Raw genomic sequence first — 24,104 nt, forward strand, 5'->3', positions numbered from 1 at the left:
GTGTTGATAAACAGAATTTGCCTGGCGGCTGTAGCGCGGTGGTCCCACCTGACCCCATGCCGAACTCAGAAGTGAAACGCCGTAGCGCCGATGGTAGTGTGGGGTCTCCCCATGCGAGAGTAGGGAACTGCCAGGCATCAAATTGCAGTAAACCGGGATGAATAATCCGGGTAGTGACAAAGAAATTCGGTGGAGCGGTAGTTCAGTTGGTTAGAATACCTGCCTGTCACGCAGGGGGTCGCGGGTTCGAGTCCCGTCCGTTCCGCCACTTATTAGAAAATTAAGCCTGCTACCAAGCAGGCTTAATGATAAGAAAATTTAGGGGCGTAGCTCAGTTGGTAGAGCACCGGTCTCCAAAACCGGGTGTCGCGAGTTCGAGTCTCTCCGCCCCTGCCAGAAATAATCCTTAGCATTTTTGCTAAGGATTTTTTTTTATCTGCAATTTGAATTGTGCCTTCCTGCTGTTTTACTCCCGGCATCCTTGCCTATATTTTCTTTAATTTTCCAGAATATTCGTTCTTAGCAGATCGCAAATTAGTCCATTTTTATCGCTGTTTTGCAGCCAAACTGCATATAAAGGACGTGAAAGCGTTGTACTGTCGGTAACCGTATGGAGATCGCTTTTGGTTTTGGCCCAGTTGACGGGAAGCCAGCTAAAGCCCTTAATCACTGAAAGTTGCTGCCTGGCCAATTCTGCCGAACTGGTGGTGAGTACCGGCACTTCATCTCCCGCTATTAGTCCCGCTTCGTGTTGTTGAAAATCGGGTCCCCATTCCAGGCGTAAATAATTCAGCTCATCTTTGGTTTGCGAAGGAGAACTGCAATAGAGCGCCAGCGTGAAATATCCCAACAGTTGGCTGCTAAATTCGTCCATTTTGGGTGTTTCGGTAGTAATCAGTAGATCAAGCTGTCGTTCATGAAGCTGTTTTACTAACGATTGGCGTTGAGCGATCCTCGCTTCAAACTGCAGGCTGGATTGTGGCTCCTGAGATTGATACAAACGCTTCAACCAGTCATTAAGCATGCACTCCCAGAGAGATGCGCTGGCACCGATAGAAAACTCGTTATGCCGCGAGGTATTCGCGACTTCCTTACGTGCTGCCTGCCACGTATTCATCAACGTTTCGGCGTAAGGCAATAATTTTTCACCTGCAGCGGTTAAACGGATATTGTTTCTGTGTCGGGTGAACAGGTTTACACCCAATTGATTTTCCAGTTGTCTGATCCGGAAACTAACCGCTGATTGGGTCAGGTAGAGTGCTTCAGCAGCCCTGCCAAAGTGGCGTGTCCGGCTAACTTCCAGGAAAGTTTTTAACAATTCCGTATCCACAACTCGCTCCATAAAATTATTTGTCGTTATGATTTAAATCTTTTGTTTGACGCTCTGTCAAGCGTAACTAATACTCCGCGCCATAAATAGCTCGGCCAAAGAATTAGGAGCGTGCAGGATGGCGGAAAGCTTTACGACGACTAATCGATATTTCGATAATAAATATTATCCCCGTGGATTCTCCCGTCATGGTGATTTCACCATTAAAGAAGCACAACTGCTTGAGCGTCACGGTTATGCTTTCAACGAGCTGGATCTGGGCAAGCGTGAGCCGGTAACTGAAGAAGAAAAACTGTTTGTTGCGGTATGCCGTGGTGAACGTGAGCCGGTTACCGAAGCTGAACGTGTGTGGTCTAAATACATGACGCGTATTAAGCGTCCAAAACGCTTCCACACCTTATCGGGTGGGAAACCTCAGGTGGAAGGCGCAGAAGACTACACCGAATCTGATGATTAATAAAAAAGGGCGAAAGCCCTTTTTTTATGTCAGTAGTTTCTGCAGATGAATGAGTAACCTGTCTATCGCTCGGTACCCAACGGCCTCCTGTAAATGTTGGCGAGAGATGTGATCACATTGTTCGATATCCGCAATCGTTCGAGCGACCTTAATCAGGCGCAGCCAGGCGCGGATAGACAATCCGAGATGAGCGAGCGTTTCTTCAAGCCACTGTGCATCGTCGCTACGCAGTAGGCAGTATTTATGGATATCCTGACTGTCCAGATGTGCGTTTAACTTATTTTGCCGCTGATACTGACGCTCTCGCGCTGCCATAACACGTTGCTTCACTGTTGCGCTATTTTCCCCTTTCATCGCGCTCTGGCTGAGTATACCGGGCGGCGGTAAGGGAATTTCGAGGGAGAGGTCGAAGCGGTCAAGAAATGGACCTGACAATCGATTTAGGTAGCGCAGCGTCTGTTCTGGGGTACAGCGGTTATGGTTCCCCTGATAATGGCCCGTCGGGCTTGGATTCATCGCAGCTATGAGTTGAAAGCGTGCGGGATAGGTTATTTTTGCTCTGGTGCGAGATAGATGGATCTGCCCGGACTCGATGGGTTCGCGCAGTGCATCCAGCGTGCGCCGCTCAAACTCGGGTAGTTCATCCAGAAACAGTATGCCGTTGTGCGCTAAAGAGATCTCTCCTGGCGCAGGAATAGAGCCTCCACCGACCATGGCGGTTAATGAAGCACTGTGATGTGGCGAGCGAAAAGGGCGTTGCTTCCACTGTTTTTGTATCGTGTCGGAATGGATCAGACTGAGTATCGCGGCACTTTCCAGCGCTTCATCGTTGCTAAGTGGAGGGAGCAGCCCTCTGAGTCGACTGGCTAGCATAGTCTTTCCCGTACCCGGCGGGCCGATGAGCAAGAGGTTGTGGCCGCCTGCTGCGGTAAGCTCCAGCCCGCGTTTACCCTGTTCCTGGCCGATAACATCGCTCAGATCATCGGCTAATGCGTTAGGCGTAAAATCTGCGGATGATGGCCTGTCTAAATCATGCTTACCTTCGAGAAATGCGCATACGGTCTGCAGGTGATCGGCGATCAGGCACCCTTCGCCGTGTATCAGTCCAACTTCAGCGGCATTCTCTTTTGCGACAATAATTCGCCTGCCTGCACGAATGGCCTCGGTTGCGCTTGATATCGCGCCGGGAACGCCGCGTAGCGCGCCTGTAAGCGCTAATTCACCTACCAGCTCGTAGGTGTCGAGATTGTGGGGTGTAAGCTGCTCAGAAGCGGCCAGAAGCGCAACAGCGATAGGTAAATCATATCGCCCCCCTTCTTTCGGGAGATCGGCCGGAGCGAGGTTTATAGTTATCTTCTTTGCCGGGAATTCATAACCGCTATTAATAATCGCACTGCGTACCCGATCGCGAGCCTCTTTCACCGTCGTTTCGGGCAGCCCCACCATGGTTAAACCAGGCAGGCCGTTGCTGATATGTACCTCGATGGTAATGGCTGGCGCATTCACGCCTAGCGCGGCGCGTGTGTGAACAATCGATAGTGACATAATTCCTCCTGATAAAAGTATTATGTCGTAATACATCGCGGCAAGATTTCATATAATTGCGGTTTTTAGATGCTGATTCCCGTATTTTTGCGCAACGTATAACTGCTTGCATTAAGCCTGGAATGACGCCCGCAAATGCTTTTGAATGGTGTTTGTATTGGGGATCGGGTTACCGAGGATCGCCTGAAGCGTGAAATATTTTCATTTTTGATTTTTTTGTATAAAAAACAACGGTATTTATCTAAACCGTTAACGACGTCAGAAAAACGAATAAAAAAATATCTTGTGTCATTTGCAAATTCTATGGTAACTCTTTAGGTATTCCTTCGAACAAGATGCAAGAAAATACAAAAATGACAGCCCTTCTACGAGTGATTAGCCTGGTCGTGATTAGCGTGGTGGTGATTATTATCCCACCGTGCGGGGCTGCACTTGGACGAGGAAAGGCTTAGAAAACAAGCCTTAACGAACTAAGACCCCCGCACCGAAAGGTCCGGGGGTTTTTTTTGACCTTAAAAACATACACGAGGAGCAGAAAGTGAACGGTAGCATAAAATTCTGTTTCTCTAGATTTACGGCGGGGATGTAACTATGAATGGGGCACAGTGGGTGGTACATGCGTTGCGTGCACAAGGGGTTCAAACCGTCTTTGGTTATCCTGGTGGCGCAATTATGCCGGTTTACGATGCGTTGTATGACGGCGGCGTAGAGCACCTGTTGTGCCGACACGAGCAGGGTGCGGCAATGGCGGCGATTGGCTATGCCCGTGCGACCGGTAAAACCGGCGTTTGTATCGCTACCTCCGGCCCTGGCGCAACCAACCTGATCACGGGCCTTGCCGATGCGCTGTTAGATTCTGTTCCAGTGGTGGCGATCACCGGTCAGGTGGCATCACCTTTCATCGGAACGGATGCGTTCCAGGAAGTGGACGTGCTGGGGATGTCTCTGTCCTGCTCCAAACACAGCTTCCTGGTACAGTCACTCGAAGAACTGCCGCGTATCATGGCTGAGGCTTTCGCCGTGGCGAATTCCGGTCGTCCGGGTCCGGTTCTGGTTGATATCCCGAAAGACATCCAATTAGCCAGCGGTTCGCTGGAGCCATATTTTACGACCGTCGAAAACGTAGAGACGTTTCCGCACGCTGACGTTGAGCAGGCACGTAATATGCTGGCGCAGGCACAAAAACCCATCCTGTACGTAGGTGGTGGCGTAGGTATGGCGCAGGCGGTCCCGGCCCTGCGTGAATTTATCGCGGTAACCCAAATGCCGGTCGCCTGCACGCTGAAAGGTCTGGGCGCAGTAGATGCTGACTACCCGTACTATTTGGGCATGTTGGGAATGCACGGTACTAAAGCCGCGAATTTCGCGGTGCAAGAGTGCGATTTACTGATTGCGGTTGGCGCACGTTTTGATGACCGGGTGACTGGCAAGCTGAATACCTTCGCACCGAACGCCAGCGTAATCCACATGGATATCGACCCAGCGGAAATGAACAAACTGCGCCAGGCACACGTGGCGCTGCAGGGGGATTTAAATTCTCTTCTGCCAGCATTACAGCAATTGATGAAGATTGACGAATGGCGTCAGCACAGCGCTGAACTGCTCGCAGAACATACCTGGCGCTACGACCATCCGGGGGAAGCTATCTATGCGCCACTGTTGTTAAAGCAGTTATCCGATCGCAAACCTGCGGATAGCGTAGTGACAACGGATGTTGGCCAGCATCAGATGTGGTCGGCACAGCATATGACCTACACTCGCCCTGAAAACTTCATCACGTCGAGCGGTCTGGGGACGATGGGCTTTGGCCTGCCAGCAGCGGTTGGCGCGCAGGTTGCTCGTCCGAATGATACGGTAATCTGTATCTCCGGTGACGGTTCCTTCATGATGAATGTACAGGAATTGGGCACCGTAAAACGCAAGCAGTTGCCGCTGAAGATAGTTTTACTCGACAACCAGCGGTTAGGCATGGTGCGACAATGGCAGCAGCTGTTTTTCCAGGAACGTTATAGCGAAACCACCCTTACCGATAACCCCGATTTCCTCATGTTGGCCAGAGCCTTCGGCATTCCTGGTCAACACATCACCCGTAAAGACCAGGTTGAAGCGGCACTCGACACCATGCTGAACAGCGAGGGGCCATACTTGCTTCATGTCTCAATCGACGAACTTGAGAATGTCTGGCCTCTGGTGCCACCTGGCGCCAGTAACTCAGAAATGCTGGAGAAATTATCATGATGCAACATCAGGTCGCCGTTGAGGCTCGTTTCAATCCGGAAACGTTAGAACGTGTTTTACGCGTGGTACGCCATCGTGGTTTTCAGGTGTGCTCCATGAATATGGAAGCCGCCAGCGATGCGCAGAATATAAATATCGAATTGACCGTTGCCAGCCCCCGGTCGGTCGACTTACTGTTTAGTCAGTTAAGTAAACTGGTAGATGTTGCACATGTTGCTATCTGCCAGAGCACAACCACATCACAACAAATCCGCGCCTGAGCGCAAAAGGAAGAAAAATGACGACGAAAAAAGCTGATTACATTTGGTCTAATGGCGAGATGATTCGTTGGGAAGACGCGAAGGTCCACGTGATGTCCCACGCGCTGCACTACGGTACTTCTGTATTTGAAGGGATCCGTTGCTACGATTCTCACAAAGGGCCGGTAGTGTTCCGTCATCGCGAACATATGCAGCGTCTGCGTGATTCAGCCAAGATCTATCGTTTTCCCGTTTCTCAGAGCGTTGATGAGCTGATGGAAGCTTGCCGTGAGGTGATTCGTAAAAACAACCTGACCAGCGCCTATATCCGTCCGCTGGTGTTTGTTGGCGACGTAGGGATGGGCGTTAACCCGCCTGCGGGATACACCACTGATGTGATAATCGCCGCGTTCCCATGGGGGGCTTACCTCGGTGCTGAAGCGCTGGAGCAGGGGATCGACGCGATGGTTTCTTCCTGGAACCGCGTTGCGCCGAACACGATTCCTACCGCTGCTAAAGCAGGTGGTAACTATCTGTCTTCGCTGCTGGTGGGTAGTGAAGCGCGTCGTCATGGCTACCAGGAAGGCATTGCGCTGGATGTGAATGGCTACATCTCCGAAGGCGCGGGCGAAAACCTGTTTGAAGTAAAAGACGGCATTCTGTTTACCCCGCCGTTTACCTCTTCCGCGCTGCCGGGTATCACCCGTGACGCGATCATTAAGCTGGCGAAAGATCTCGATATCGAAGTGCGTGAGCAGGTGTTGTCTCGTGAATCGCTGTACCTGGCCGACGAAGTGTTCATGTCCGGTACCGCGGCCGAAATCACCCCAGTACGCAGCGTCGATGGTATTCAGGTGGGCGAAGGCCGCTGCGGTCCGGTCACCAAACGCATCCAGCAGGCCTTCTTTGGCCTCTTCACCGGTGAAACGGAAGATAAATACGGCTGGTTGGATTCAGTAAACCAATAACAAAATTAATATTTCCCCAAAATAGTTCACGTTGCAGGAAGACGGCAACGCAGCGAGCCCCAGGAGCTTACTTTAGTAGGTGACTGGGGGGAGCGAGGCAGCCCTCAGCTGCGGCGTGAAATATGCAGGGGAAAGACAGACGGGAGTTAATCAAGCATGCCTAAGTATCGTTCTGCTACCACCACCCACGGCCGCAATATGGCGGGTGCCCGCGCACTGTGGCGCGCCACCGGGATGACCGATGATGACTTCGGTAAACCGATTATCGCTGTGGTGAACTCCTTTACCCAGTTTGTGCCGGGCCACGTCCACCTGCGCGATCTCGGTAAGCTGGTTGCCGAACAAATCGAAGCCTCAGGCGGCGTGGCGAAAGAGTTCAACACCATCGCCGTAGATGATGGTATCGCCATGGGTCATGGCGGCATGCTTTATTCACTGCCGTCGCGTGAGCTGATCGCCGATTCAGTGGAATATATGGTTAACGCCCACTGCGCCGATGCGATGGTCTGCATCTCTAACTGCGATAAAATCACCCCCGGGATGTTAATGGCCTCTCTGCGGCTAAACATTCCGGTGATCTTTGTTTCCGGCGGCCCAATGGAAGCCGGGAAAACCAAGCTCTCTGACCAAATCATCAAGCTTGATCTGGTTGATGCGATGATTCAGGGCGCAGACCCGAAAGTCTCCGACTCGCAGAGCGAGCAGGTTGAACGTTCGGCCTGTCCGACCTGCGGCTCGTGCTCCGGAATGTTCACTGCCAACTCGATGAACTGTCTGACCGAAGCGCTGGGTCTGTCGCAGCCGGGTAACGGTTCGCTGTTGGCGACTCATGCCGACCGTAAAGAGCTGTTCCTCAACGCAGGTAAACGCATCGTTGAGCTGACCAAACGCTACTACGAGCAGGATGACGCTTCAGCCCTGCCGCGCAACATTGCCAGCAAGGCGGCGTTTGAGAACGCCATGACGCTGGATATCGCGATGGGCGGCTCCACCAACACCGTTCTGCACCTGCTGGCGGCCGCGCAGGAAGCGGAAATCGACTTCACCATGAGTGATATTGATAAGTTGTCCCGCAAAGTCCCGCAGCTGTGTAAAGTTGCGCCGAGTACGCAGAAATACCATATGGAAGACGTGCACCGCGCGGGCGGCGTACTGGGCATTTTAGGCGAGCTGGATCGCGCCGGTCTACTGAACCGCGACGTGAAAAACGTGCTGGGACTGACTCTGCCGCAAACGCTCGATAGTTATGACGTTATGCTGACCAAAGACGATGCGGTGAAAAAAATGTTCCGCGCAGGTCCGGCTGGCATCCGTACCACCCAGGCGTTCTCGCAGGATTGTCGTTGGGACACCCTGGATGATGACCGCGCAGAAGGTTGCATTCGCTCGTTGGAACATGCTTACAGCAAAGACGGCGGCCTGGCAGTCCTGTACGGTAACTTCGCGGAAAACGGCTGTATCGTAAAAACCGCTGGTGTGGATGACAGCATCCTGAAATTCACCGGCCCGGCAAAAGTGTATGAAAGCCAGGACGATGCGGTTGAAGCTATCCTCGGCGGTAAAGTGGTTGCCGGCGACGTGGTGGTGATTCGCTACGAAGGGCCGAAGGGCGGGCCAGGCATGCAGGAAATGCTCTACCCAACCACCTTCCTGAAATCGATGGGTCTCGGTAAGGCCTGCGCGCTGATTACCGACGGTCGTTTCTCTGGCGGTACTTCGGGGCTTTCCATTGGTCACGTTTCTCCTGAAGCGGCCAGCGGCGGTAATATCGCAATTATCGAAGATGGCGACATGATTGCTATCGATATCCCGAATCGTGGCATTCAACTGCAACTGAGCGATGCGGAAATCGCTGCGCGCCGTGAAGCGCAAGAAGCTCGTGGTGACAAAGCCTGGACGCCAAAAGATCGTCAGCGTCAGGTCTCCTTTGCGCTGCGCGCTTACGCCAGCCTGGCAACCAGCGCCGACAAAGGTGCGGTGCGCGATAAGTCGAAACTAGGGGGATAATGACCATGGCGGATTCTCAACCCCTCTCCGGCACTCCAGAAGGCGCCGAGTATCTCAGAGCAGTGCTGCGTGCGCCGGTATACGAAGCGGCGCAGGTCACACCGCTACAAAAAATGGAAAAACTCTCTTCGCGCCTCGATAACGTGATTCTGGTGAAGCGCGAAGACCGTCAACCCGTTCACAGCTTCAAGCTGCGCGGTGCCTATGCCATGATGGCCGGTCTGACCGAAGAGCAAAAAGCGCATGGCGTAATCACCGCATCGGCAGGTAATCATGCTCAGGGCGTAGCTTTCTCTTCTGCGCGATTAGGCGTGAAGGCGCTGATTGTCATGCCTACGGCTACCGCTGATATCAAAGTCGATGCCGTTCGCGGTTTCGGTGGTGAAGTACTGTTACACGGCGCGAATTTTGATGAAGCCAAAGCCAAAGCGATTGAGCTGTCGCAGCAGCAGGGTTTTACCTGGGTTCCTCCGTTCGACCATCCGATGGTGATTGCCGGGCAGGGCACGCTGGCACTGGAGTTATTGCAGCAGGATGCCCACCTTGATCGTGTATTCGTGCCAGTGGGTGGTGGCGGATTAGCGGCAGGTGTGGCGGTGCTGATCAAACAGTTGATGCCGCAGATCAAAGTGATTGCCGTTGAAGCTGAAGACTCAGCCTGCCTGAAAGCGGCGCTGGATGCCGGTCAACCGGTCGATCTTCCGCGTGTTGGCCTCTTTGCTGAAGGCGTGGCGGTTAAACGTATCGGCGACGAAACCTTCCGTTTGTGCCAGGAGTATCTCGACGACATCATCACTGTCGATAGCGACGCTATCTGTGCGGCAATGAAAGATCTGTTCGAGGATGTGCGCGCGGTGGCGGAACCATCCGGTGCGCTGGCGCTGGCGGGGATGAAAAAGTACATTGCCCAGCACAACATTCGCGGCGAACGTCTGGCGCATATCCTTTCCGGCGCTAACGTTAACTTCCATGGCCTGCGCTATGTTTCCGAACGTTGCGAGCTGGGCGAACAGCGCGAAGCGTTGCTGGCAGTAACTATTCCGGAAGAAAAGGGCAGCTTCCTGAAGTTTTGCCAGCTGTTGGGAGGACGCTCGGTTACCGAGTTTAACTACCGATTTGCTGATGCGAAAGACGCCTGTATTTTTGTTGGCGTCCGTCTGAGCCGTGGGCTGGAAGAGCGTAAGGAAATCCTCCAGTTGCTTAACGAGGGCGGCTACAGCGTAGTGGATTTGTCCGACGACGAAATGGCGAAGCTGCACGTGCGCTACATGGTCGGTGGGCGCCCGTCGAAACCCTTGCAGGAGCGGCTGTACAGCTTCGAATTCCCGGAATCTCCGGGGGCGTTGCTCAAATTCCTGCATACCCTGGGGACGCACTGGAATATTTCGTTGTTCCACTATCGTAGTCACGGAACCGATTATGGTCGCGTACTGGCGGCGTTTGAGTTGGGTGAGCACGAGCCTGATTTCGAAACGCGACTGAACGAACTAGGTTATGACTGTCATGATGAAACGCATAACCCGGCGTTCAGGTTCTTCCTGGCGGGTTAGCGGTAGCCATTAAAAAAGGGTTCATGTAAAAACATGAACCCTTTTTGCAACTGTATCAGCAGATTACAGCGTGATGACTTCGAATTCGACTTCGGTGTTTACATCCGCATCGTAATCCACTTCGTCGAGACCAAAACCGAACAGATTCAGGAATTCCTGCTTGTATCCTGCATAGTCCGTTTTTTGCGCCAGGTTTTCGGTGGTGATCAGCGGCCACAGATCGCGGCATGCCTGCTGAATGTCTTCACGCAGTTCCCAGTCATCCATACGGATACGCTGGTTGTCATCAAGCGCCACTTTATCGCCGTACAGGCTGGTGGTCATCAGACGGTTGATCTGCTCGATGCAGCCTTCATGAATGCCCTGTTCTTTCATCAGCTTGAAGACCATGGAGATGTACAGCGGCATCACCGGAATCGCAGAAGAGGCCTGCGTGATAACGGATTTCAGTACAGCAACGTTAGCGGAACCGTTCAGCGGAGCCAGTTGATTACGCAGCGCGCCTGCCGCGCGGTCGAGATCTTCTTTTGCTTTGCCCAGCGCGCCGTGCCAGTAGATTGGCCAGGTAAGGTCAGTACCGATGTAGGAGTAGGCAACAGTTTTCACGCCGTCAGCCAGCACGCCTGCTTCACTCAGCGCGCCCATCCACAGTTCCCAGTCTTCGCCGCCCATAACGGTGACGGTGTTCTGAACTTCTTCTTCGGTTGCCGGCTCAATGCTGGCGGTTATGATCTGATCTTTGTTGGTATCGATCGCTTTAGAGGTATAAACCTCACCGATTGGCTTCAGCGCAGAACGGACGATTTCACCGGTTTTCGGCATTTTACGTACCGGAGATGCCAGTGAGTAAACCACCAGGTCAATCTGACCCAGGTCTTCTTTGATCAGTTTGATAACTTCGTCGCGACACTCGTCGGAGAACGCGTCGCCGTTGATACTTTTGGAATACAGACCTTCACGTTTTGCGGCCTCATCGAAGGCTGCAGAGTTATACCAGCCCGCGGAACCTGGCTTGGTTTCCGTGCCTGGTTTTTCGAAAAATACGCCGATAGTGGCGGCTCCGCTGCCAAACGCGGCGGAAATTCTGGAAGCAAGGCCGTAACCGGTGGAAGCACCGATGACCAGCACGCGGGAAGGGCCGTTAGCGATTTTCCCGTTTTTCTTCACATAATCGATCTGTTTTTCCACATTGACTTTGCAGCCAGTCGGATGGGTCGTTGTACAGATGAATCCACGAATTTTTGGTTTGATTATCATAATGATGGCTAATTAAGTTTGTATTTTCGCTGTCAAGTGCGCAATGACACCGTCTGTTCTGGCTTGCTAAACGTGATGGTTAACAAGCCCCCCACATCTATTATGGCACGGGACATTATACAGAAAAGGAGTGCCAATACTGAATCTACCACTGATTTTAGGCCTGACGCTGGTACTACTCGGCGGATTTGCGCTCCAGAACAATCTTCCAGAACGCGTCTATGAGCGGCTCATGCAGCCGTTTTTTCGGCGCGCAGACGCCCAGCTCGAACGGTGTTTTTTCGTCGCTGCGTTCTAAAATCATCACGCGATTCCGTACCGGCTCCGGGCTGTTTTCCAGTACCACTTCCGGCAGCAGCGCCACACCGCAGCCCAGCGCCACCATCGAGACCATCGCTTCGTGCCCCCCTACGGTGGCGTAAATCGATGGGTTGCTGATTTTGTGACGGCGGAACCACAGCTCGATGCGGCGGCGTACCGGCCCCTGGTCGGCCATGATAAACGGCACCGTCGACCAGTCCGGCTTATCGACCGAAACCTGATTCCGTACCGGGCAAGGCAATGCTGGTGCGATCAACACTACCGTTAAATTTTCCAGCATCGAGAATGCTACTGCGCCGGGCAGCGTCTCCGGCTTACCCGCTATTGCCAGATCGGCCTCTCCGGTGACCACTTTGTCCATCGCATCAGCGGCATCACCGGTGGTGAGCTTAATTTCAACCGAGGGGTGCTCGGCGCGAAAGCGGTCGAGAATTGGCGGCAGGTGGCTGTAGGCGGCGGTAACCGAGCAGAAGATATGCAGCTCGCCCGACAGCGACGGTCCCTGTTGATCGAGGGTGTGGCGCAATTGTTGATACTGCAACAGCGTCTGCTGGGCAAACACTCGCAGCTCTTCGCCTGCTTCGGTCAGCGTGACCGTACGGTTATCGCGCACAAACAGCGCCTGGCCGAGATCTTCTTCCAGCCGTTGGATCTGGCGTGAGAGTGTGGAGGGGCTGACGTGCATTGCCCGCGCACTGCGGCCAAAGTGGCGGCTTTCCGCCAGATGCAGGAACATTTTCAGATCGCGTAAATCCACGGACGAGCCTCCGATTTTCTACGTTGCAGATATTGCAATGTGATGTTGTGAATATATCAATTTCCGCAATAAATTTCCTGTTGTAATGTGGGTTCATTCTCGCTGAAACGCGAACCGAACAATAAGACAGTACAACATCACGAGGTATCACCATGGCTAACTACTTTAATACACTGAACCTGCGCCAGCAGCTGGCGCAGCTGGGCAAATGTCGCTTTATGGGGCGCGACGAATTCGCCGATGGCGCAAGCTACCTTCAGGGTAAAAAAGTGGTCATCGTCGGGTGCGGTGCTCAGGGGCTGAACCAAGGCCTGAACATGCGCGACTCCGGTCTGGATATCTCCTACGCTCTGCGTAAAGAAGCGATTGCTGAGAAGCGCGCTTCGTGGCGCAAAGCGACCGAAAATGGCTTCAAAGTAGGTACCTATGAAGAGCTGATCCCGCAGGCAGATCTGGTGGTTAACCTGACCCCGGACAAACAGCACTCCGACGTTGTACGTTCCGTACAGCCGCTGATGAAAGACGGCGCGGCGCTGGGCTACTCCCACGGTTTCAACATCGTCGAAGTGGGCGAGCAGATCCGTAAAGATATCACTGTGGTGATGGTTGCGCCGAAGTGTCCGGGTACCGAAGTGCGTGAAGAGTACAAACGTGGTTTTGGTGTTCCAACCCTGATCGCCGTTCACCCGGAAAACGATCCGAAAGGCGAAGGCATGGCGATTGCCAAAGCATGGGCTGCGGCCACTGGCGGTCACCGTGCAGGCGTGCTGGAATCGTCCTTCGTTGCGGAAGTGAAATCTGACCTGATGGGCGAGCAGACAATCCTGTGCGGTATGCTGCAGGCTGGCTCTCTGCTGTGCTTCGACAAGCTGGTGGAAGAGGGTACTGACCCGGCTTACGCCGAAAAACTGATTCAGTTCGGCTGGGAAACCATCACCGAAGCGCTGAAGCAGGGCGGTATCACCCTGATGATGGATCGTCTGTCTAACCCAGCGAAACTGCGTGCTTATGCGCTGTCCGAACAGCTGAAAGAGATCATGGCGCCGCTGTTCCAGAAACACATGGATGACATCATCTCCGGCGAATTCTCTTCAGGCATGATGGCTGACTGGGCCAACGACGATAAGAAACTGCTGACCTGGCGTGAAGAGACCGGCAAAACCGCGTTCGAAACCGCGCCGCAGTTTGAAGGTAAAATTGGCGAGCAGGAGTACTTCGATAAAGGCGTGCTGATGATCGCGATGGTGAAGGCTGGCGTTGAGCTGGCGTTTGAAACCATGGTGGATTCCGGCATCATCGAAGAGTCTGCTTACTACGAATCACTGCACGAACTGCCGCTGATCGCGAACACCATCGCCCGTAAGCGCCTGTACGAAATGAATGTTGTCATTTCCGATACCGCAGAATACGGTAACTACCTGTTCTCTTACGCGTGCGTACCGCTGCTGAAAGAGTTCATGACCACCCTGCAAACCGGAGATCTGGGCAAAGCGATTGCCGAAGGTGCGGTAGACAACGCGCAGCTGCGCGACGTAAACGATGCTATTCGCGGCCATGCTATCGAGAAAGTGGGCCAGAAACTGCGTGGCTATATGACTGATATGAAACGCATTGCTGTAGCTGGCTAAGAGGCTGCCATTCGGCAAAAAAAGCCCGGTGGTTGAACACACCGGGCTTTTTATTAGTTACGGTACAGCACTTTAATGATGTGATAACCGAACTGAGTGTGCAGTGGGCCGGTTGGCTCCAGCACCGGGCAGGAGAACACCACTTTATCAAACGCCGGAACCATCTGGCCCTGACGGAATTCGCCTAAATCGCCGCCGCGTTTGCCCGACGGGCAGATAGAGTGTTTCTTCGCCAGTTTACCAAAATCGGCGCCATTTTTGATTTGTTCCAGAAGATCGAGAGCCAGTTTCTCTTCTTTAACAAGGATATGCACTGCTGATGCTGTTTTTGCCATGGTTTGTGCTCTGAGTTGAGTGATAAATCAGGGCGCAATAGTAGCATGTAATCCATGGTCTTCGGCGATGGGCTATGACCGATCCCCCTGGCGTCACTTTCTGCTACAATCCACATCCCCGTGTTTACAGATTGAGCAATCCTCTATGCGTTTGAACCCCGGACAACAACAAGCCGTCGAATTCGTCACCGGACCTTGCCTGGTGCTGGCGGGAGCGGGTTCCGGTAAGACGCGTGTTATCACAAACAAAATCGCACATCTGATCCGTGAATGTGGCTATCAGGCACGACATATTGCGGCAGTAACCTTTACCAATAAGGCTGCGCGTGAGATGAAAGAGCGTGTGGCGCAAACGTTGGGTCGTAAAGAAGCGCGCGGGTTGATGATCTCTACTTTCCACACTCTGGGACTGGATGTCATTAAGCGTGAATACGCCGCGCTAGGGATGAAGTCGAACTTCTCGTTGTTTGATGATACTGACCAGGTGGCCCTGCTTAAGGAATTGACCGAAGGGCTAATTGAAGACGATAAGCTTATCCTTCAACAATTGATTTCAACGATCTCCAACTGGAAAAACGATCTGATGACCCCAGCGCAGGCGGCAGCCAGTGCAAAGGGTGAACGCGATCGTATTTTTGCCCACTGCTATGGTCTGTATGACGCGCATATGAAGGCGTGTAACGTCCTCGATTTTGACGATCTGATCCTGCTCCCCACGCTGCTGTTGCAGCGCAATGAAGAAGTACGTGAGCGTTGGCAAAACCGAATCCGCTACCTGCTGGTGGATGAATATCAGGATACCAACACCAGCCAGTACGAGTTGGTGAAGTTGCTGGTGGGGAAACGCGCGCGCTTTACCGTCGTGGGTGATGACGATCAGTCGATCTACTCCTGGCGCGGGGCACGTCCGCAGAACCTGGTACTGTTAAGCAAAGATTTTCCGGCGCTGCAGGTGGTGAAGCTGGAGCAAAACTATCGTTCATCAGGGCGTATCCTGAAGGCGGCGAACATCCTTATTGCTAACAACCCACACGTCTTTGAAAAACGGCTCTTTTCTGAGCTGGGCTACGGCGCTGAGCTGAAGGTGTTGAGTGCGAATAATGAAGAGCACGAAGCGGAACGCGTGACCGGGGAACTGATTGCCCATCACTTTGTAAACAAGACGCAGTATAAAGACTACGCCATCCTGTATCGCGGTAATCATCAGTCGCGAGTGTTCGAAAAGTTTCTGATGCAGAACCGCATCCCATACAAAATTTCCGGCGGGACGTCGTTCTTCTCGCGTCCGGAGATTAAAGATTTGCTGGCCTATCTGCGCGTGCTCAGCAACCCGGATGATGACAGTGCATTTTTGCGCATCGTAAACACCCCTAAGCGTGAAATCGGTCCGGCCACGCTGCAAAAGTTGGGGGAATGGGCGATGACGCGTAATAAAAGCCTGTTTACCGCCAGCTTTGATATGGGACTTAGCCAGACGCTAACCGGGCGTGGATATGATTCTCTGACCCGTTTTACGCACTGGCTGGGTGACATTCAACGTCTGGCGGAGCGCGAGCCGGTTGCCGCCGTACGCGATCTGATCCACGGCATTGATTACGAATCCTGGCTGTATGAAACCTCGCCGAGCCCGAAAGCGGCCGAAATGCGTATGAAAAACGTCAATACGCTGTTCAGTTGGATGACGGAGATGCTGGAAGGTAGTGAGCTGGAAGAGCCAATGACCCTGACTCAGGTCGTTACCCGCTTTACCCTGCGCGACATGATGGAGCGCGGAGAGAGCGAAGAAGAGTTGGATCAGGTGCAGTTAATGACGCTGCATGCTTCAAAAGGACTGGAGTTCCCGTACGTATTTATGGTGGGAATGGAAGAAGGATTTTTGCCGCACCAGAGCAGCATTGATGAAGATAACATCGACGAAGAGCGTCGTCTGGCTTACGTCGGGATTACGCGCGCGCAGAAAGAACTTATCTTCACGCTGTGTAAAGAGCGCCGCCAGTACGGTGAACTGGTACGACCGGAACCGAGCCGGTTCCTGTTGGAACTACCACAAGATGACGTTATCTGGGAACAGGAGCGTAAAGTGGTGAGTGCCGAGGAGCGGATGCAAAAAGGGCAGGCCAGCATTGCTAATATTCGGGCAATGATGGCGAAAGCCAAAGAGAAATAGGTATTTTGTAGGCCGGATAAGCGTAAGCGCTATCCGGCAGCCAGCATCTAATGCACTTCCAGCGGCCAGTGGACATAGCTTTGCCACTGTATTTCCTGATCGATTAACTCTGTACCTAATGGATGATGTTCCAGCCAGCCTTCCGGTAGCGTTAACGTCAGATTCTCATCCTGAGCTTGCAGGGTGATATGTGGCACTAAATCGTCGCGACGGCGAGCGGCGAAGATGATCGCCAGGCGTAGCAAACGGCAAAGGTGCTCCGCGATGCGTGGTGGCACAGCGTTTTGCTGGTGGAGTGAAGAGAGATCGACCGGATTAGTTTGGTTGAGCAACAGCGTGGCTAACAGTTTTTTCTGCGCGGGAGTAAAGCCCGGGAGATCGAGATTACGTACCAGCCAGGCGGCATGCAGCGGCGCCTGCTTATACTCTACGCTCAGTCCTATTTCATGCAACTGACAGGCACTTTGCAGCAGTTCACGACTAATGGCTTCAAGATGCCACTCATCTTTCACCTGTTCGAGTAAATGTACAGCCAATTGCGTGACGCGATTCGCCTGATCGGTGTCGACCATAAATCGACGCTGAATATTACGCAGCGTACGGCTGCGAATGTCCTGATCAACCGGCAAGTGCAGCATGCCGTAGACCAGACCTTCGCGTAGTGCGCCGCCGGCCAGAGTCATGCATTGAATATTCAGTTCGGTGAAAATGGCGATCAGAATGGCCAGTCCGCTGGGAAAAACCAGTGCGCGTTCCAGCGTTAACCCTTCTATTTCCAGCTCTTCCAGACGACCACAATGAATGGCGCGTTGTTTAAGCTGCTGAAGCTTGGCCAACGTAATGCGCTCATCCATGCCTTGCGCCATCATGATTTCCTGTAACGCCTGGACGGTGCCAGAGGCACCAACGCAAACTTTCCAGCCATGAAAACGCAGTTTGTCGGCGACCGGGCGCAGAACTTCGCGAGCCGCTTTCTCTGCTTCGTCAAAGTTTTCCTGTGCCAGATTACGATTGGTGAAATACCTTTCGAGCCAGGTGACGCAGCCCATTGACAGGCTGAACAGAGAGGTGGTTTGCGCGCCGGAGCCGGTAACCAGTTCAGTACTGGCACCGCCAATATCAACGACAAGACGCTGATCGGCACCGCCGGTGGTGTGGGCAACACCTTGATAAATCAGCCGCGCTTCTTCTTCGCCGCTGATGACCTGGACAGGGCAGCCGAGGATCTCTTGCGCTTTGGAGATAAACTCATCGGCGTTTACCGCGATGCGTAATGTTGCCGTGGCGACCACACGGATTTGCGGCTGAGGGATATCCTGCAGACGTTCAGCAAACAGGCGCAGGCATTGCCAGCCGCGCTCCATAGCTTCAGCGGAAAGAACGTTGTCGCTGTTGAGGCCAGCGGCCAGACGCACCTTGCGTTTAATACGCGTGAGTGTCTGAATGCTTCCCGCCACCTCGCGTACAACCAGCATATGAAAACTATTCGAGCCTAAATCAATTGCGGCGTACAGCGAAGTGGTTGTGAGCATATCTAACGTTAACCTGAACGACGACGATTACGCGGAGCACCACCGGTACGGCGTGGGCCATTGCCTGTGCGCGGACGCGTTAAGCGTAACGGCTTCGGCAGATCGGTCATCAGCGCATCCGGGTTGTACTTGCTGACCGGGATCGAGTGACCGATATAGGTCTCGATTGCTGGTAAATTCAGCGCGTATTCTTCACAGGCCAGGCTGATAGAGTGACCGCTTGCACCGGCGCGACCGGTACGACCGATACGATGAACGTAATCTTCACAGTCATCCGGCAGGTCATAGTTAAATACGTGCGTTACGGCTGGGATATGCAGACCACGCGCGGCGACATCCGTCGCAACGAGAATGTCGAGATCGCCACGGGTGAACTCATCAAGGATACGCAGACGTTTTTTCTGCGCCACGTCACCGGTCAACAGACCGACGCGATGACCGTCTGCGGCAAGGCTGCCCCAGATATCTTCACAACGATGCTTGGTGTTAGCAAAGACGATGGCGCGATCTGGCCACTCTTCTTCAATCAGCGTTTGCAGCAAACGCATTTTCTCTTCGTTGGAAGGATAGAAGAGCTCTTCTTTAATACGGTGACCTGTCTTCTGTTCCGGTTCGACTTCAACGTACTCGGCGTTATTCATCTGTTCGAACGCCAGTTCGCGAACGCGGTAAGAGAGGGTTGCAGAAAACAGCATGTTCAGACGTTGGGTGGTTGGCGGCATACGACGGAACAGCCAACGGATATCTTTGATAAAGCCCAGATCGTACATACGATCGGCTTCATCCAGCACCACGACCTGAATCGCGCCCAGGTTAATGTGGTTCTGTTTTGCATAGTCGATGAGACGACCGGTCGTGCCGATAAGAATATCGACGCCGCTTTCCAGCACTTTCAGCTGTTTGTCATAACCGTCGCCGCCATAAGCCAGGCCTAATTTCAAACCGGTGGTCTGTGCCAGCGGCTCGGCGTCAGCGTGGATCTGCACGGCTAACTCACGCGTTGGCGCCATAATTAACGCACGCGGTTGGTTCACCTTGCGATCGGCAATCGCGGGATGAGAGAGAAGATAATGAAACGTTGACGTCAGGAACGCCATCGTTTTTCCGGTACCGGTTTGCGCCTGCCCTGCAACATCACGACCTGCCAGCGTTAGCGGCAGCGCGAGGGCCTGAATGGGCGTGCAGTTATGAAAGCCTTTATTTTCAAGGGCTTCTATCACCTTTGGGTGCAGGGCGAAGTCGGAAAACTTCTGTTCTGTTAAATGTGTTTTGCTCATAGTGTGGTAGAATATCAGCTTACTATTGCTTTACGAAAGCGTATCCGGTGAAATAAAGTCAACCTTTAGTTGGTTAATGCTACATCAACACGTCGTTGATTAAGAGTACACCAACGCACCAGGCTTATTCCTGTGGAGTTAATATGAGCGATAAAATTATTCACCTGACTGACGACAGTTTTGACACGGATGTACTCAAAGCGGACGGAGCTATCCTCGTTGATTTCTGGGCAGAGTGGTGCGGTCCGTGCAAAATGATCGCTCCAATTCTGGATGAAATCGCTGACGAATATCAGGGCAAATTGACGGTTGCTAAACTGAACATTGACCAAAACCCAGGCACCGCGCCGAAGTATGGTATCCGTGGCATCCCGACCCTGCTGCTGTTTAAAAACGGCGAAGTTGCGGCGACTAAAGTCGGCGCACTATCCAAAGGTCAGTTGAAAGAATTCCTCGACGCTAATTTAGCGTAAGGAAGTCTCATGATCGGGCGACCATACTTCGAAATGATTCGGATGACTGGACGCCCGACTTGAGTCGTGCTAAGTTAGTGTTGACTTCGTATTAAACATACCTTATTAAGTTTGAATCTAGTTATATCCAATACTTCCCGTTGTTTCTCGCGCGAGAAGTGGACAGATTCCTGGCTTGTCACTCAATCCGTCTTGTCGTTTCAGTTCTGCGTACTTTCCTGTGACCAGACAGCGAACAGACATGAGTTGATGGCCGTAAACAGGCATGGATGACCCTGCCATACCATTCACAACATTAAGTTCGAGATTTACCCCAAGTTTAAGAACTCACACCATTATGAATCTTACCGAATTAAAGAATACGCCGGTTTCTGAGCTGATCACTCTCGGCGAAAATATGGGCCTTGAAAACCTGGCTCGTATGCGCAAGCAGGACATTATTTTTGCCATCCTGAAGCAGCACGCAAAGAGTGGCGAAGATATCTTTGGTGACGGTGTGCTGGAGATATTGCAGGATGGATTTGGTTTCCTCCGCTCTGCAGACAGCTCCTACCTCGCCGGTCCTGATGACATCTACGTTTCTCCCAGCCAAATCCGCCGTTTCAACCTCCGCACTGGTGATACCATCTCTGGTAAGATTCGCCCGCCGAAAGAAGGTGAACGCTACTTTGCGCTGTTGAAAGTTAACGAAGTTAACTACGACAAACCAGAAAACGCCCGTAACAAAATCCTCTTTGAGAACTTAACACCGCTGCACGCAAACTCTCGTCTGCGTATGGAACGTGGTAACGGTTCTACTGAAGACTTAACGGCGCGTGTACTGGATCTGGCATCACCGATCGGTCGTGGCCAACGTGGTCTGATTGTTGCTCCGCCGAAAGCAGGTAAAACCATGCTGCTGCAGAACATCGCGCAGAGCATTGCTTACAACCATCCGGACTGCGTGCTGATGGTGCTGCTGATTGACGAACGTCCGGAAGAAGTTACCGAGATGCAGCGTCTGGTGAAAGGTGAAGTGGTTGCGTCTACCTTTGACGAACCAGCCTCCCGCCACGTTCAGGTTGCGGAAATGGTTATCGAGAAGGCGAAACGTCTGGTTGAACACAAGAAAGACGTTATCATTCTGCTCGATTCCATCACCCGTCTGGCGCGTGCTTACAACACCGTGGTTCCGGCTTCCGGTAAAGTTTTGACCGGTGGTGTTGATGCCAACGCCTTGCATCGTCCGAAGCGTTTCTTCGGTGCGGCGCGTAACGTGGAAGAGGGCGGTAGCCTGACCATCATCGCGACTGCGCTGATCGATACCGGCTCTAAAATGGATGAAGTTATCTACGAAGAGTTTAAAGGTACCGGCAACATGGAACTGCATCTCTCTCGTAAGATTGCTGAAAAACGCGTCTTCCCGGCTATCGACTACAACCGTTCCGGTACCCGTAAAGAAGAGCTGCTCACCACCCAGGAAGAGCTGCAGAAAATGTGGATCCTGCGCAAAATCATCCATCCGATGGGTGAAATTGATGCCATGGAATTCCTCATTAACAAGCTGGCGATGACCAAGACTAATGACGACTTCTTCGACATGATGAAACGTTCGTAATTCAGGTCTCATCCGAAAACGCCACGTTTTTACGTGGCGTTTTGCTTTTGTGGCTGTAATCTTAACGACACAATAACGATAATACGGTATGAAGTACCAACAAGTAGAAAAAGATTCGTAATCTGTTTCTTGTGGTTGATAATTATACAAAACCATTGGGTATGAAGTCGGGTTTCCCTTCTGAATATAGGTCTTCGTGGTTATACTTCTGCTATTAATATTCTCTGAGAGCATGCATTGTGAATTTACTGACAGTAAGCACTGATCTCATCAGTATTTTCTTATTCACAACACTGTTTCTTTTCTTTGCCCGCAAGGTCGCAAAAAAGATTGGTTTAGTGGATAAACCCAACTTCCGTAAACGGCATCAGGGATTGATTCCGTTGGTTGGAGGGATTTCGGCTTACGCAGGTGTATGTTTTACGTTTGCCATTGCTGACTACTACATCCCGCATGCTTCTCTCTTTCTGGCCTGTGCTGGTGTATTAGTTTTGGTCGGCGCGTTAGACGATCGCTTTGATATCAGTGTAAAAATCCGTGCGATTATCCAGGCCGCGATCGGCATTATTATGATGTCGGTTGGCAAACTCTATCTTCTTAGCCTTGGGTATATTTTTGGCCCCTGGGAGATGGTGCTCGGTCCGTTCGGCTATTTACTCACGCTGTTTGCCGTCTGGGCGGCAATAAACGCCTTCAATATGGTGGATGGGATTGATGGTCTGCTAGGTGGGTTGTCCAGCGTTTCATTTGCGGCGATGGGATTCATTTTGTGGTTTGATGGTCAGACGAGTCTGGCTATCTGGTGTTTTGCCATGATCGCCGCCATTCTGCCTTATATCCTGCTAAATCTGGGCATCCTTGGACGTCGCTATAAAGTTTTTATGGGTGACGCGGGCAGTACACTGATTGGCTTCACCATTATTTGGATCCTGCTGGAGACTACGCAGGGCAAAACTCACCCCATTAGCCCGGTAACTGCACTGTGGATTATTGCCATTCCATTGATGGATATGGTGGCAATCATGTACCGACGTTTGCGAAAAGGCATGAGCCCTTTCTCCGCGGATCGTCAACACATACATCATTTGGTGATGCGGGCAGGGTTTACTTCCCGACAAGCATTTGTTCTGATTACGCTGGCTGCGGCGGTACTGGCGTCTATCGGCGTGTTGGCTGAATATTTTCGCTTAGTCCCTGAATGGGCCATGTTGTTGCTTTTTTTACTGGCTTTTGGCCTCTACGGTTACTGTATCAAGCGTGCCTGGAAGGTAGCGAGATTTATCAAGCGAGTGAAGCGCAGATTGCGAAGAATTCGTGAAGGCAAACCAAACTTAACCAAGTAAATTGAGGATGAGATGAGACAACCATTACCGGGGGAAGACGCCGTGAGCGCTGAAAATGAACTGGATATCCGTGGGTTGTTTCGTACCTTGTGGTCAGGGAAGGTGTGGATCGTCGGTATGGCTCTCGCCTTCGCGATAGCGGCCCTCGCCTATACGTTTTTTGCGCGTCAGGAGTGGAGCGCCACGGCGATTACGGACAGGCCAACGGTCAATATGTTGGGTGGCTTTTACTCTCAACAACAGTTTTTACGCAACCTGGATATTAAGGCCAGTCTTGCGTCCACGGACCAACCGTCAGTAATGGATGAGGCCTATAAAGAATTCATTATGCAGCTTGCCTCCTGGGATACACGCCGAGAATTCTGGCAGCAGACTGATTACTATAAGCAGCGTATGGTCGGTAATAGCAAAGCCGATGCGGCGATGCTGGATGAACTGATCAATAACATTCAGTTTTTGCCTGGCGATGCGCTGCGTAATACCAATGACAGCGTGAAGCTGATTGCCGAGACGGCTCCTGATGCCAACAATTTGCTGCGCCAGTACGTCGCGTTTGCCAGCCAACGCGCGGCACGTCATCTGAACGATGAGTTAAAAGGCGCATGGGCTGCACGCACTGTGCAGATGAAAGCGCAGGTTAAACGTCAGGAAGAAGTGGCAAAATCCATTTTCTCTCGCCGCGTCCACAGCATTGAACAAGCGCTTAAAATTGCTGAGCAGCATAATATTTCGCGTACTTCCACAGATGTTCCAGCTGATGAATTGCCGGATTCAGAATTGTTCTTACTCGGACGTCCTATGTTGCAGGCGCGACTCGAGAATCTGCAGTCAATTGGTCCGGATTTCGATCTGGACTATTTCCAGAACAGGGCAATGCTGAACACCCTGAACGTTGGACCAACTTTAGATCCGCGTTTTCAGACCTATCGTTATTTGAGAACGCCGGAAGAGCCGGTAAAACGTGACAGCCCTCGTCGCGCCTTCCTGATGATTATGTGGGGTATCGTTGGGGCTCTGATCGGTGCTGGTGTCGCGTTAACCCGTCGCCGTACGATTTAGCAATGCCGTTGCAGTGAGGGGCTG

Annotated in this window: 21 protein-coding genes, 2 tRNA genes and 1 rRNA gene; 17 read left to right on the forward strand and 7 right to left on the reverse strand. The window is 52.3% G+C overall.

The window, feature by feature from the left end:
- Nucleotides 1–20 precede the first annotated feature (20 nt).
- The 3 genes from rrf (at nucleotide 21) to KQJ19_RS03680 (ending at nucleotide 396) form a co-directional block, all read left to right on the forward strand.
- Nucleotides 21–136: ribosomal RNA gene (gene rrf / locus KQJ19_RS03670) — 5S ribosomal RNA — on the forward strand.
- Between the two features lie 55 nt (nucleotides 137–191).
- Nucleotides 192–268: transfer RNA gene (locus KQJ19_RS03675), tRNA-Asp, on the forward strand.
- Nucleotides 269–320: 52 nt separating this feature from the next.
- Nucleotides 321–396 (forward strand) — tRNA-Trp (locus tag KQJ19_RS03680).
- A gap of 100 nt (nucleotides 397–496) precedes the next feature.
- On the opposite strand, the gene hdfR is transcribed toward KQJ19_RS03680, so the two are convergent.
- Nucleotides 497–1,342 carry an HTH-type transcriptional regulator HdfR gene (gene hdfR, locus KQJ19_RS03685; protein ID WP_094761725.1) on the reverse strand — a complete coding sequence of 282 codons (846 nt, stop codon included), beginning with the start codon at nucleotides 1,340–1,342 and terminating at the stop codon, nucleotides 497–499.
- Nucleotides 1,343–1,448: 106 nt separating this feature from the next.
- On the opposite strand from hdfR, the gene maoP reads away from it, so the two are divergent.
- On the forward strand, nucleotides 1,449–1,787 hold the full coding sequence (gene maoP, locus KQJ19_RS03690; RefSeq protein WP_003018025.1) for a macrodomain Ori organization protein MaoP: 339 nt from the start codon (nucleotides 1,449–1,451) through the stop codon (nucleotides 1,785–1,787).
- Between the two features lie 24 nt (nucleotides 1,788–1,811).
- Here the strand turns inward: maoP and KQJ19_RS03695 are convergent, their stop codons facing one another.
- On the reverse strand, nucleotides 1,812–3,332 hold the full coding sequence (locus KQJ19_RS03695) for a YifB family Mg chelatase-like AAA ATPase (RefSeq protein WP_046274875.1): 1,521 nt from the start codon (nucleotides 3,330–3,332) through the stop codon (nucleotides 1,812–1,814).
- 353 nt (nucleotides 3,333–3,685) lie between these two features.
- Between KQJ19_RS03695 and ilvL the strand changes: the two genes are divergently transcribed.
- The 6 genes from ilvL to ilvA all read left to right on the forward strand — a co-directional run bounded on the left by ilvL (nucleotide 3,686) and on the right by ilvA (nucleotide 10,334).
- On the forward strand, nucleotides 3,686–3,784 hold the full coding sequence (ilvL, locus tag KQJ19_RS03700) for an ilv operon leader peptide (RefSeq protein ID WP_001311244.1): 99 nt from the start codon (nucleotides 3,686–3,688) through the stop codon (nucleotides 3,782–3,784).
- 139 nt (nucleotides 3,785–3,923) lie between these two features.
- Nucleotides 3,924–5,570: an acetolactate synthase 2 catalytic subunit gene (gene ilvG, locus KQJ19_RS03705; protein ID WP_216403356.1), complete on the forward strand. Its 1,647-nt coding sequence runs from the start codon at nucleotides 3,924–3,926 to the stop codon at nucleotides 5,568–5,570.
- Entirely contained in the window at nucleotides 5,567–5,830 is a 264-nt protein-coding gene (gene ilvM, locus KQJ19_RS03710; RefSeq protein ID WP_003018017.1) for an acetolactate synthase 2 small subunit, read from the forward strand. Before ilvG ends, ilvM begins: the two co-directional genes overlap by 4 nt.
- 17 nt (nucleotides 5,831–5,847) lie before the next feature.
- Entirely contained in the window at nucleotides 5,848–6,777 is a 930-nt protein-coding gene (locus tag KQJ19_RS03715) for a branched-chain amino acid transaminase (protein ID WP_003829030.1), read from the forward strand.
- 156 nt (nucleotides 6,778–6,933) lie between these two features.
- Nucleotides 6,934–8,784, forward strand: a complete 1,851-nt coding sequence (gene ilvD / locus KQJ19_RS03720) for a dihydroxy-acid dehydratase (RefSeq protein WP_016157832.1) — start codon at nucleotides 6,934–6,936, stop codon at nucleotides 8,782–8,784.
- A gap of 5 nt (nucleotides 8,785–8,789) precedes the next feature.
- A complete protein-coding gene (ilvA, locus tag KQJ19_RS03725) occupies nucleotides 8,790–10,334 on the forward strand; it encodes a threonine ammonia-lyase, biosynthetic (protein WP_141876197.1) in 1,545 nt (514 codons plus the stop codon).
- Between the two features lie 63 nt (nucleotides 10,335–10,397).
- Here the strand turns inward: ilvA and fabV are convergent, their stop codons facing one another.
- Nucleotides 10,398–11,591, reverse strand: coding sequence for an enoyl-ACP reductase FabV (fabV, locus tag KQJ19_RS03730; protein WP_016155101.1), 1,194 nt, complete (start codon nucleotides 11,589–11,591; stop codon nucleotides 10,398–10,400).
- A 175-nt stretch (nucleotides 11,592–11,766) separates the two neighbouring features.
- The gene (ilvY, locus tag KQJ19_RS03735) at nucleotides 11,767–12,669 is read right to left on the reverse strand and encodes an HTH-type transcriptional activator IlvY (protein WP_016155102.1); all 903 of its coding nucleotides are present in this window, start codon (nucleotides 12,667–12,669) and stop codon (nucleotides 11,767–11,769) included.
- A gap of 152 nt (nucleotides 12,670–12,821) precedes the next feature.
- Between ilvY and ilvC the strand changes: the two genes are divergently transcribed.
- The gene (ilvC, locus tag KQJ19_RS03740) at nucleotides 12,822–14,297 is read left to right on the forward strand and encodes a ketol-acid reductoisomerase (RefSeq protein ID WP_016157835.1); all 1,476 of its coding nucleotides are present in this window, start codon (nucleotides 12,822–12,824) and stop codon (nucleotides 14,295–14,297) included.
- Nucleotides 14,298–14,350: 53 nt separating this feature from the next.
- Here ilvC and ppiC read toward each other — a convergent pair whose 3' ends face one another.
- Complete coding sequence (gene ppiC / locus KQJ19_RS03745; protein ID WP_016155104.1) at nucleotides 14,351–14,632, reverse strand: peptidylprolyl isomerase PpiC; 282 nt, start codon at nucleotides 14,630–14,632, stop codon at nucleotides 14,351–14,353.
- Nucleotides 14,633–14,777: 145 nt separating this feature from the next.
- Here ppiC and rep point away from each other — a divergent pair, with 145 nt between their 5' ends.
- Nucleotides 14,778–16,799, forward strand: a complete 2,022-nt coding sequence (gene rep / locus KQJ19_RS03750) for a DNA helicase Rep (protein ID WP_049282712.1) — start codon at nucleotides 14,778–14,780, stop codon at nucleotides 16,797–16,799.
- A 47-nt stretch (nucleotides 16,800–16,846) separates the two neighbouring features.
- Here the strand turns inward: rep and gppA are convergent, their stop codons facing one another.
- Together gppA and rhlB are read right to left on the reverse strand one after the other, a co-directional pair.
- On the reverse strand, nucleotides 16,847–18,331 hold the full coding sequence (gene gppA / locus KQJ19_RS03755) for a guanosine-5'-triphosphate,3'-diphosphate diphosphatase (protein ID WP_216403357.1): 1,485 nt from the start codon (nucleotides 18,329–18,331) through the stop codon (nucleotides 16,847–16,849).
- An 8-nt stretch (nucleotides 18,332–18,339) separates the two neighbouring features.
- On the reverse strand, nucleotides 18,340–19,608 hold the full coding sequence (gene rhlB, locus KQJ19_RS03760) for an ATP-dependent RNA helicase RhlB (RefSeq protein ID WP_003829013.1): 1,269 nt from the start codon (nucleotides 19,606–19,608) through the stop codon (nucleotides 18,340–18,342).
- A 143-nt stretch (nucleotides 19,609–19,751) separates the two neighbouring features.
- Here rhlB and trxA point away from each other — a divergent pair, with 143 nt between their 5' ends.
- The 5 genes from trxA to wzzE all read left to right on the forward strand — a co-directional run bounded on the left by trxA (nucleotide 19,752) and on the right by wzzE (nucleotide 24,080).
- Nucleotides 19,752–20,081 (forward strand): thioredoxin TrxA, encoded by a 330-nt coding sequence (trxA, locus tag KQJ19_RS03765; protein ID WP_001280776.1) that lies wholly within the window; start codon nucleotides 19,752–19,754, stop codon nucleotides 20,079–20,081.
- Nucleotides 20,082–20,211: 130 nt separating this feature from the next.
- Nucleotides 20,212–20,331 carry a rho operon leader peptide gene (locus tag KQJ19_RS24230; RefSeq protein ID WP_049259789.1) on the forward strand — a complete coding sequence of 40 codons (120 nt, stop codon included), beginning with the start codon at nucleotides 20,212–20,214 and terminating at the stop codon, nucleotides 20,329–20,331.
- A gap of 87 nt (nucleotides 20,332–20,418) precedes the next feature.
- Nucleotides 20,419–21,678, forward strand: coding sequence for a transcription termination factor Rho (gene rho / locus KQJ19_RS03775; protein WP_002437993.1), 1,260 nt, complete (start codon nucleotides 20,419–20,421; stop codon nucleotides 21,676–21,678).
- Nucleotides 21,679–21,917: 239 nt separating this feature from the next.
- Nucleotides 21,918–23,021 carry a UDP-N-acetylglucosamine--undecaprenyl-phosphate N-acetylglucosaminephosphotransferase gene (gene wecA / locus KQJ19_RS03780; RefSeq protein ID WP_016155107.1) on the forward strand — a complete coding sequence of 368 codons (1,104 nt, stop codon included), beginning with the start codon at nucleotides 21,918–21,920 and terminating at the stop codon, nucleotides 23,019–23,021.
- Nucleotides 23,022–23,033: 12 nt separating this feature from the next.
- A complete protein-coding gene (wzzE, locus tag KQJ19_RS03785; protein ID WP_016155108.1) occupies nucleotides 23,034–24,080 on the forward strand; it encodes an ECA polysaccharide chain length modulation protein in 1,047 nt (348 codons plus the stop codon).
- The last annotated feature ends 24 nt before the right edge of the window (nucleotides 24,081–24,104 follow it).

The sequence above is a fragment of the Citrobacter sp. S46_ASV_140 genome, from assembly GCF_018919545.1.
GTDB lineage: Bacteria > Pseudomonadota > Gammaproteobacteria > Enterobacterales > Enterobacteriaceae > Citrobacter > Citrobacter braakii.